At 40.4% G+C, this 9,650-nt stretch carries 10 protein-coding genes and 1 pseudogene; all 11 read right to left on the bottom strand.

Annotated elements, in window-relative coordinates; genetic code table 11:
* Positions 1 to 577, bottom strand: a 577-nt coding sequence (locus tag WMO75_RS05825; RefSeq protein WP_349077743.1) for an RNA-guided endonuclease InsQ/TnpB family protein, incomplete at its 3' end; no start/stop codon positions are given.
* A gap of 136 nt (positions 578 to 713) precedes the next feature.
* Positions 714 to 800, bottom strand: a pseudogene (locus WMO75_RS05820) (helix-turn-helix domain-containing protein); the annotation flags it as partial.
* A gap of 273 nt (positions 801 to 1,073) precedes the next feature.
* On the bottom strand, positions 1,074 to 1,562 hold the full coding sequence (locus WMO75_RS05815; RefSeq protein ID WP_022214328.1) for a GNAT family N-acetyltransferase: 489 nt from the start codon (positions 1,560 to 1,562) through the stop codon (positions 1,074 to 1,076).
* A gap of 37 nt (positions 1,563 to 1,599) precedes the next feature.
* Complete coding sequence (locus WMO75_RS05810; protein WP_022214329.1) at positions 1,600 to 2,103, bottom strand: gamma carbonic anhydrase family protein; 504 nt, start codon at positions 2,101 to 2,103, stop codon at positions 1,600 to 1,602.
* A gap of 257 nt (positions 2,104 to 2,360) precedes the next feature.
* Positions 2,361 to 2,834 carry an acyl-CoA thioesterase gene (locus tag WMO75_RS05805; protein WP_334290845.1) on the bottom strand — a complete coding sequence of 158 codons (474 nt, stop codon included), beginning with the start codon at positions 2,832 to 2,834 and terminating at the stop codon, positions 2,361 to 2,363.
* Between the two features lie 69 nt (positions 2,835 to 2,903).
* Entirely contained in the window at positions 2,904 to 3,920 is a 1,017-nt protein-coding gene (locus WMO75_RS05800) for a LacI family DNA-binding transcriptional regulator (RefSeq protein WP_022214332.1), read from the bottom strand.
* A gap of 78 nt (positions 3,921 to 3,998) precedes the next feature.
* Positions 3,999 to 4,955 (bottom strand): ABC transporter permease, encoded by a 957-nt coding sequence (locus WMO75_RS05795; RefSeq protein ID WP_022214333.1) that lies wholly within the window; start codon positions 4,953 to 4,955, stop codon positions 3,999 to 4,001.
* Positions 4,952 to 5,926: an ABC transporter permease gene (locus WMO75_RS05790; protein ID WP_022214334.1), complete on the bottom strand. Its 975-nt coding sequence runs from the start codon at positions 5,924 to 5,926 to the stop codon at positions 4,952 to 4,954. Before WMO75_RS05790 ends, WMO75_RS05795 begins: the two co-directional genes overlap by 4 nt.
* A gap of 21 nt (positions 5,927 to 5,947) precedes the next feature.
* Positions 5,948 to 7,438 (bottom strand): sugar ABC transporter ATP-binding protein, encoded by a 1,491-nt coding sequence (locus WMO75_RS05785; RefSeq protein ID WP_349077742.1) that lies wholly within the window; start codon positions 7,436 to 7,438, stop codon positions 5,948 to 5,950.
* An 83-nt stretch (positions 7,439 to 7,521) separates the two neighbouring features.
* Positions 7,522 to 8,646, bottom strand: coding sequence for an ABC transporter substrate-binding protein (locus tag WMO75_RS05780; RefSeq protein WP_349077741.1), 1,125 nt, complete (start codon positions 8,644 to 8,646; stop codon positions 7,522 to 7,524).
* Positions 8,647 to 8,704: 58 nt separating this feature from the next.
* Entirely contained in the window at positions 8,705 to 9,448 is a 744-nt protein-coding gene (locus WMO75_RS05775; protein ID WP_022214337.1) for an N-acyl homoserine lactonase family protein, read from the bottom strand.
* Positions 9,449 to 9,650 lie beyond the last annotated feature (202 nt).

Here is a 9,650-nt window from a genome sequence, read left to right as displayed (position 1 = left end):
CCACACATACCGCATCATACTTCTCCGCAAGGTCATGACTGAGCTTATGATGGAAATCTTTCCTCTGGTTCTTTATCCTTTCATGACATAATGCAACCCTTTTCCTCTGTTTTTGATAGTTCCTGCTGCCCTTTTCGCATCTGGAAAGTTTCCTCTGTTCCTGGGCAAGCTTTTTCTCAGCACTCCGGTAGAACATCGGATATCCAGCTCTTTCACCGGTAGAAAACACACACAGCCCATGCATGGCAAAATCAATCCCCAGAAATTTTTCTGCCTGTCTTTTCTCCGCTGTTTGGTTTTCACAGTCGAACAACAGACTTGCAAAATATTTTCCGGTTGGTTCCCTGCTTACAGTCACTGATTTTAGTTTCCACCCTTCCGGTATCGAACGGTGAAGTTTTATTTTTATGGGTGTCATCTTTGGTAGTTTCAGAGACTTTTCCTGCAGGCAGATATTTCCATTTATCATATTTATTGTATAAGATTTCCGGGAATTTTTTTGATTTGTAATTTGGGAATCCCACTTTCGGTTCCCGAAAAAATTTCCGGAAGGCTCCTTCCAGGTTCCTCTGCACATTTGCCAGTGCAAGAGAATCTGCTTCTTTCAGCCATGGATATTCTTTTTTATATCCGGCCGGTGTATTTTTCAGCATCTTTTTTTCTTTCTGGTAATAACTGATCTTATCCGCAAGCATCTGATTATAAAGGAAACGGCAGCAGCCGATTGTTTTCTCTATCTGAGATATCTGTTCTTTATTTGGATAGATTCTTATTTTTACTACCCGGTTTATTTTTCTCACCCTGACTTTCTATATACTGACGGATTGATTTTATTTCTACGAACATATTGTTCTTTTTTTATTATAATATATTTGTTTTATAGGAACAAGTGTTTTTATGAATTATTCGAGCAGATATGCTCAAAGGGTTACTGTTCACTCCGTTCACAGTAACTTGGTCAAAATCCATTCCAAATCACCTTCGGTGATGGGATTTTGCCATATTCATGGCAAAACACCTCGCGGGATACTACCTGTAACGCAAATAACGTTTTTTTAACATATTATGACATATTACGGGAGCAGTTCATATGCAATGCGCGGGCTTCCATCCCGGACATGCACGATGCCGCAGCTTACGAAACCGTATTTTTCCAGTACGTGCTGCATTACTTTGTTATCCTTATGTGTGTCGATCCGAAGATGTGGTACCTGTGCGCTGCAGTAATCCATGACATGACCGATGACACCCTGCACGGTTCCGTCGCTGGCTACCCGATGCACGGCAGCATAAGGTTCCTCTGACTTCCAGTTTCCTTCTTCTATCTCCAGATAGGTCGGATCTTCTCCTATAATAAAGGCAAATACTGCATGAATACTCGCTTCCTCCAGTACATACAGATTTCCCTGGCGGATATCTTCCTCGATCAGAGCTTCCGGTTCGTCACCTTTACCCCACTGTGAATGGTTACCGTTTTTTCTCATAAACTGTCTTGCCATCTCGTAGATCTCCCGGATTCTCGGAAGATCCTGCGGTGTGGCTTTTCTTATTGTACAGGACATGCATTTTTCCTCACTCTCTGTAAATTATAATAGTTTCTTATAATACTCCCTGTTCCTGCATCTCTCTGGAGACATTCACATATCTTTTGCTATTTTCAAGGTTTCTCAATTTTTCTTCCCAGGCAAGATTTCGTTTAATTTTTGCCGGACTGCCCATCACAAGGGAGCCATCCGGTATCACGGTATTCTTTGTCACAAGGCTTCCGGCTCCAATGATACAGTCGTTTCCGATCTTTGCACCATCAAGGATCACTGCCCCCATCCCGATCAGGCTTCTGTCTCCGATCGTACAGCCATGGATCACTGCATTGTGCCCTACAGTGACATTATTTCCAATATGAACCGGCATGTTACGGCTTACATGAATTGTACAATTCTCCTGAATATTCGACTCATCTCCAATCACAACCGGAGCCTCGTCGCCACGGATCACCGCAAAATAAAACACACAGCTGTCTCTCCCAATCGTCACATCCCCTGCGAGCACAGACTGCTTTGAAATTCTCGCATCTTCTGATATTTTTACACTTCTATAATTCATTGTATCTTCCTCTGACTTCTGCAATTCTGCCAATATGTTTTTAGTGTAGCAAACCCTGCTTTTGCTGTCAATCATTGAACACACTCACGTTGCTTACTTGAGATACAATAAAAGTGCCATACGATTTTCTACTGCTCTGTATGACACTTACTTATAATTGCTATATTCTATATTCTCTATTTTAATATGTAAAAATGCAAGAACAAGCCTGAGGCTATCTGCCATAATATGATAGATAGCCTCAGGCTTCATTAACATCAGTATCCTTCTCTTCGCCTTTCCTTCCGTAGTGTATATCGCTTTTCTCCGCCTTCCCATTCTGCCTTTTCAGACTCTGTCTCTACGATAAGACCCGGTACGTCCACTTTGTTGTCGTCCTCATCCAATGCCACCATAACTTCATAAGCTCTGTTAATCATCCTGCGTGTTCCATCCGACTCCTCCACATAAGTATCAATTCGTACTTCCATAGAGGTCCTGCCTACATAGGTCAGTTTTCCGATCAGCACAACCACATCTCCCAGATAAGCACCTGCTTTAAAATTCAGGTTATCTACACAGGCTGTTGTAACAATCGTACCGGCATGACGGCGAGCTACAATCCCCGCCATCTCATCAATCCACTGCATCAGCACTCCACCAAAGAGACGTCCATAACAGTTGATATGTTTATTCATGATCAGAAATGTATTCTCCGTACGGGAATCCTCTACCCGTTTCATTCTATGCACTTATTTCCACCACTTTCCATATAGAATTTGCAAACTGCCGCCAGTGAATCTCTCCAACTGGCAAACTTTTCAAATCTCAGAACATTCACAGGTTGTTTTTCTTACAATCAAAGTTGGCTCCATAATAATACGCTCTGTTTTCGCATCTTTGTCATTTAACTGTTTCAACATCAAATGTGCTGCTTTTTCACCCATTTCATCTACATGCTGGCTTATCGTCGTCAGTTCGATACCATACATTGACGCCATTGCAATATCATCAAAACTTATGATTGACAACTCTTCAGGAATACGGATTCCCGCTTTCCTGCAGCCATCCATAAAACCGATTGCAGTCATATCGTTTACCACAACCATCGCACTTGGACGCTCTTTTATTTCTAAAAATTGCTGTGCCAGCGCCCGTCCTGTTTCTAATTTCAGATCGCTCTCAAACACACATTTCTCATCAAAAGAAAAGCCATAATTCTCAAGTACCTGTCGGTAACCTGCAAAGCGCTGACTGGATGCAGAAGATACCCCCGGTCCTTTGATAAAGCCTATGTGACGGTGTCCCAGTTCAATCAGATGCATAGTTGCCTGATATCCTGCCTGAAAATTATCAATTAACACCGAATCTCCTGTATAATATGGTAGAATACGATTAACAAGCACCTTTGGCATTTCCATATTTTTCAGTCTCTCTTCTATTGCTTTTTCCTGTGCCGTTATCAAAATCAAACCTGCAAAATTAAATTGCTCTGTTAATTTCAAAAATTCCAGTTCTCTATCAATGTTATATTCACTGTTCAGAACCATTACCATATAACCATTGTCGTTAAGAATCCTCTGAATATTAAATGTCAAATCTGCATAAAACGGATTTCGAATATCTCCCAGTATCAATGCCACTATGTTCATCCGTCCCTTACTTAAACTCTGGGCTATCGTATTTGGCTGATATCCTATTTCATTGATAAAGTCCATCACTTTTTTACGAAGTTCCGGACCGACACCTTCATTTCCATTGATTACGCGAGAAACTGTTGATTTTGAAACGCCTAACATCTCTGCAACATCTGAAATGCCATACTTTCCATTCTTCATGCATTTTCTCCTTTTCTCTTCAATTTTACATCATGCACTTTCTTTTCGCAATAGATATTCTGGTAATAATATTTATCATTACTGTCGAAGCTTAGGTGCTCTGCTGTTCATCATCAGAATCACGATCAGAATAATTCCCTGGATCAGAGATCTTAATCCTGCGGCCATATTTAATGCCTGAAGAATATTTGTAATAAGTACCAGCACCAAAGCACCAAGAGCACCTCCAATGAATGTACCTTTTCCACCTGTCAGTTTGGTTCCACCAATAACTACTGCTGCAACAGAAAGCATTGTATAGCTGCTTGCCATATTCATCTGTGCCGTTCCTGCATATCCAACCAGCATAAGCCCTGCAAATCCCGCCATAGCTCCACCAAACACATACGCCAGGATAATTATCTTTTTACTGTTGATACCACAGAGATTTGCCGCATTTCTATTATTACCTGCCAGAAACAGACTTCTTCCATAGCGGCTTCTTCTCAGGAACAGAACTTCCAGTAAGATCAAAACAATGAGCACTACTGTTGGCAGGATTCTCAGTGGACCTACTAATGTTTTTGAGATTCCCTGTAATTCCTTTCCTACCATAACAGATGGCTGCCCTTTTGTAACCATGATTGAAAAGCCATCTACAACATTTGACATAATCAGCGTCATAACCAGCGGAACAACCTTTAACATTTGAACTCCGGTGCCATTAATTGCGCCGACAACAGCTCCCATAAGCATAACAGCAGGAATCATTAAAATAAATGAGGCTACGCCAGATCCTACATTTATCATTGGACCAAAGAGAGCTGTCATAGACATGATTGCACCAACAGACATGTCAAGCCCACTGTCACCTGATATGATTACCGCTGCCTGGCCAATTGACGCAAGTGTAAGAATTGACGTTGTCATCAAAATACTTGAAATATTATTCATAGACAGAAAACCTTTGCTCAGACACTGTCCAAGAATTAAAAGAGCAACCGTTCCTATAATTGCCGGAAGATATGGATTGTTAAGCTTTTTCAGTGTTTTCATCTCTTTCCTCCTATAGCTCTCTTTATTTTTGTTTTGATTTCTTTATCTGATGCTGCAATAGACACTGTAACTCCAATCAGCAGGATCAGTCCCTGTATAAAGCTCTGTACTATAGAACTTAAATTTGCAGATACGACAATAGAAATCAGAATACTCAGGAAAGATGCGCCGAAAATACCACTCCATATTCCTCCGATTCCTCCATTCAGAGAAACACCGCCGATAACTGCCGCTGCGATAGAATTCATACTCATGGCAGATCCTACTGTCGGACTTCCGGCACATATATTGGCACTTATACAAATACCGGCAACTCCTGCCGCCAGACCGGCAAATGTATGCACAAAAAATCTTAACGCAGCAACATTTATTCCTGATGCATACGCCTTCTTTACATCTTTACCCAACGCATAAATATGCAATCCCACAGGTAATTTCATTACAAATATCCATATAAGTACAAGAATGGCTATCAATACTACCGGCGTCGGAATAATACCAAACATATTTCCCAGATACCAGTCACCAAAAGTGAAATCAATATAGCCACCAGGATATGGCAAAATCCATAATGCAATTCCTGCAAATGCAATTGATGTTGCAAATGTTGCCAGCAGCGGATTAACTCTCATGATGCCTACAACAAAACCATTGAACATTCCACACAGAACTGCAGTCAACAGCCCCAGCAATGCAGCCTGCGGTACAGAAAATCCTTTCTCAAAAGCAGTAACAATAACCACATTTACCAGCGACACGATCGAACCAAGAGAAATATCAGTACCTGCAACAAGAATCGTAGCAGTTACACCGATTGCCACACAAATCGCACCTGCATTAGTGGAAATGAAGGATCGAAAAAAAGATACACTCAGTCCACCTGTCATTACTCCATTAATCCCAAGAAATATTACAAACAATAATAATGCCGGAAATGCATTCCATGACATCAGTTTCTTTACTTTGTTCATCTGATTTTATCCTCCTTTCAATTATGCCTGCATTTGTTTTTCTTCAATCGGCATAGATGCCGCCGAAATGTTCTCTCTTGTAATAGCATCGCCCTCAAGAATTGCAGAAATATGCCCTTCATACATAACAATAACCCTTGAACATTCTGCCATAGATGCAACATTTACCAGCTCATCATCATCACTGGAAATCATGATTACCGCATTTCCCTCTTCTGCAAGTTTCACAAACTCTTTATGAAGATCTGTTCTTGCTTTAACATCAATACCTTTTGTAGGGTCATTTGCCAGAAGAAGCCGCGGCTTTGTGCTTAACCACCGTCCTACAACAACTTTCTGCTGGTTACCACCGCTCAATGCAGTAATCAGCTGTCCCGGATTATCGTATTTAACATTAAAGCTGTCCAGAACAGACCTGGAATCACCGATTTTTTCATGCTTGACCAGTTCTTTCACTGCTGCAAGATTCTCAGCCAGATTACGCTCCTGGAATGTTCCATCCCGTTCCCTGTCGCCGGAAATAAATGCAAATCCATTTGAAACTGCCTGTCTGGAATTATGAATAGAAACCTCTTTGCCATCGATGATGATTTTTATTTCTCCCAGGTTACCATACAGCGAATTGACAAGATCGGTCTGACCATGTCCCTGCAGTCCTGCAACACCTATAATCTCTCCCTTTCTGATCTCCAGACTTTCCTCTGTTCCATAGGAAGGAATTTTTATGTGTGGTGCTTTGATCAATATATCTTTTTCACTCTTTGCCTGACGGTTTTTATGTTGTCTGCCAGTCTCTACTTTTGATCCTACCATCAGAGAAAGTAACTCACTTTCCGTTTTTTCCTGCATCGGATAAGTACCGAGGGTCTCTCCGTTTTTCATAATCGTGACACTGTCACACATAGCATATAATTCTGACATACGATGCGAAATAAATAAAACCATACATCCCTTTTTCTTCAGATCTTTTATAATATCATCAACGATTTCTACATCTTCTCTGTATAAAGCTGACGTGATCTCATCAATAATAAGAAGTTTTGGTTCCTGAACCAGTGCTTTGGCAAGTTCTACCATATACTGCTGGTTTGGTGCAAGATCTTCTACTTTTTTTGTCGCAATGTTTTCTAATTTCATCACCTTTAAAATTTCCAGCGACTTTTCTTTAATTCTTTTTTTATCTGTAAAAATGCCTTTTAAAGGTACGTCACATATGCAGATATTTTCTTCTACCGTCAGATTTCCGAACAGACTCAGTTCCTGGCTTGTCATTATTACATGATTTTTTTTCGCTTCTTTCGGTGATTTGAAATCAATCGATTGTCCGTCAAAAATAATTTCTCCGGAATTTTTACTTATCAGTCCACCCAGAGCTTTTGCCAGTGTCGACTTTCCAGATCCATTTCCACCTAAAATAGCCCTGACTTCTCCATTTTCAATTTCCATTTCAGCGTGTTTTATTGCTACAACAGCACCATATTTTTTTGATATATTTTGAAAAATAAGCCCCATATTGCCTCCTCCTGTATCCTGTCTATATTAAAAACAGGACTGGCGGAGGCATCAACTACCGCCAGTCCCTGAATACGGTTTCTTTATTTGAATAATTTGTCGACAGCTTCGTCTGACATATAACCGTCTAATGCAGCCGTATCAGCTGAATCTTTTAACAGTTCCATTGCTTCATCCAGTGAAATAGCTTCTGTATTTTCCAGTCCTTCCATCCACGTAGCGTCCGGCTGTGCTTCCTTGGTAACAACGTACGGCGGGGCTACCATGACTGTATTAATCAGATTTTCATCCATTGGATTTGCAACTAAATTAGCCTCATCGATTTCTTTTCCCTGAAGCAATCTCACAGCTACCTCAAGTGCTACAGTTGCATTACCTGGTGCATACGGAACACCAACTGTATTAAGATCTTCCATTTCTGCCCATTTTGCAAAGAAGGATTTTGTGTAATCTCCTGTCATAACCGGGATATCTTTACCGGCATTTTCATATGCTTTGATAACACCTTCTGCCATTACGTCCTGTTCAAGAATCGCATCAATACTGTCGTAGCTTGATAAAAATGTCGTCATAACGGACTGTGCATCTGTCTGTGACCAGTTTCCAGGTGCGGAAGTAAGAACATTTACATCTGGATATTCTGCCAGAATATCATCATTAGCCTGCTCACGAATAGTATCTGCCGCATTACCAGATACACCAGTAATCTTTACGATATCGCCTTTTCCTTCGATCTGTTCCATCAGCCACATTGCCTGGATCTTCTGCCATGTATAATTATCTCCACAGACACAGATCGTATCTTCATAAGCTGCCGGGTCATTTGCAATCACTACGAGAATTCCTTTTGCTTTTGCTTTCTCAACTGCGGATTTAATTGTTGTAGGAGATACCGCATCAATAAGAATTGCATCAACTCCTGAATCGATCATTGCATTTATCTGGTTCAGCTGCTCTGTTGCGTCACTGTTTGAGTTGGAGATCATATAATCAGAAATAATACCTTCTTCTTTATATTCTTCTGCCTTGTTTTCAAAATCCTCTACCATCTGTGCACGCCAGGTATTTCCCCAGTAACCATTTGACAGACCAATGTAGAATCCTTCTGTTTTCGCTTCTTTTTCTTCGTCTTTTGCATATGCACATACGCTGCTCATAGATACTGCCATTAAACCTGCCATAACGATTGCCAATGCTCTTTTTTTCATATTGTTTTCTCCTTATTATATAGTTTTGTATAGTTTTATTTTCCCCTAATAGATATTCTTATAAAACAGCTATAAACTTGTCAGAACCATCCTCAATAGCCGGTTCATGTCCTGGCAGAATATAATGTGCAAACTGTCGGATGCGTTCAAAGCTTTCATATGTTTCCGGAACCATTACCACGATATTCGGCTCCAGATTACCATTTACATTTTCTGCCACATTACAGATATCACCTGAAACACATACAACTCCGTCCTTTGTGTCAAACATTACTGACTGATGTCCTCTTGTATGTCCTGGCGTTGTAATCACTCTCAGTCCTGGCAGGATTTCTGTATCTCCCTCAAGGAAATTCCACTGGAAATAATTAACTGCATTCTTGTCGTAGCAAAGTTTATCGTAGAAAGGCGCCTCCGGCACAAGAGGATTAAATGCAGCTTCCCACTCTTTTTTCTGAACGTAGAACTTAGCATTTTTAAATTCTCTGTTACTTCCGCTATGGTCACAGTGAAGATGTGTGTTGATAACAATATCAATGTCATCAGGTTCCCATCCCATGACTCTCTTAATTGCAGCTGTTGTAACCTGATCTGGTGTCTGTTTTACTCCAGGTTCCGCTTTTCTGTATTCTTCGAGATCACGAATTCCCGTATCTACAATCACCTTATGTATTCCATCTGTCGCCCCTGCACACCAGATCGGAACTGTAATACGTTCACCTTTTCCTTTAAAATGTGTCATAGCTGAACGATCCAGATCAATACTTCCTACCTGAATAGCCCGCACTGTCCATTTTGCCATCCTAATACCTCCTTTATTTAAGATAACGTTTTCTTAGTAAGATTCCATTTTTCTAAAATTTTGTTTAGAAAACGGTTTCTTGTTTTGATAACCAGAGTATACAGTTCTATTGTTCAAAAATCAATAGTTTTTATACTTTTTTATCGCATTCGTCCTGTTTACCAAATATTTTTTGGTTATTTTGTGCATATTTTCCATATTG

This window comes from Blautia intestinihominis (assembly GCF_040096655.1).
In the GTDB taxonomy this organism is placed as follows: Bacteria; Bacillota; Clostridia; order Lachnospirales; family Lachnospiraceae; genus Blautia_A; species Blautia_A intestinihominis.
The sequence above is the reverse complement of the archived record's forward strand: the minus strand, read 5'-3'. Positions and strand labels throughout refer to the sequence as shown.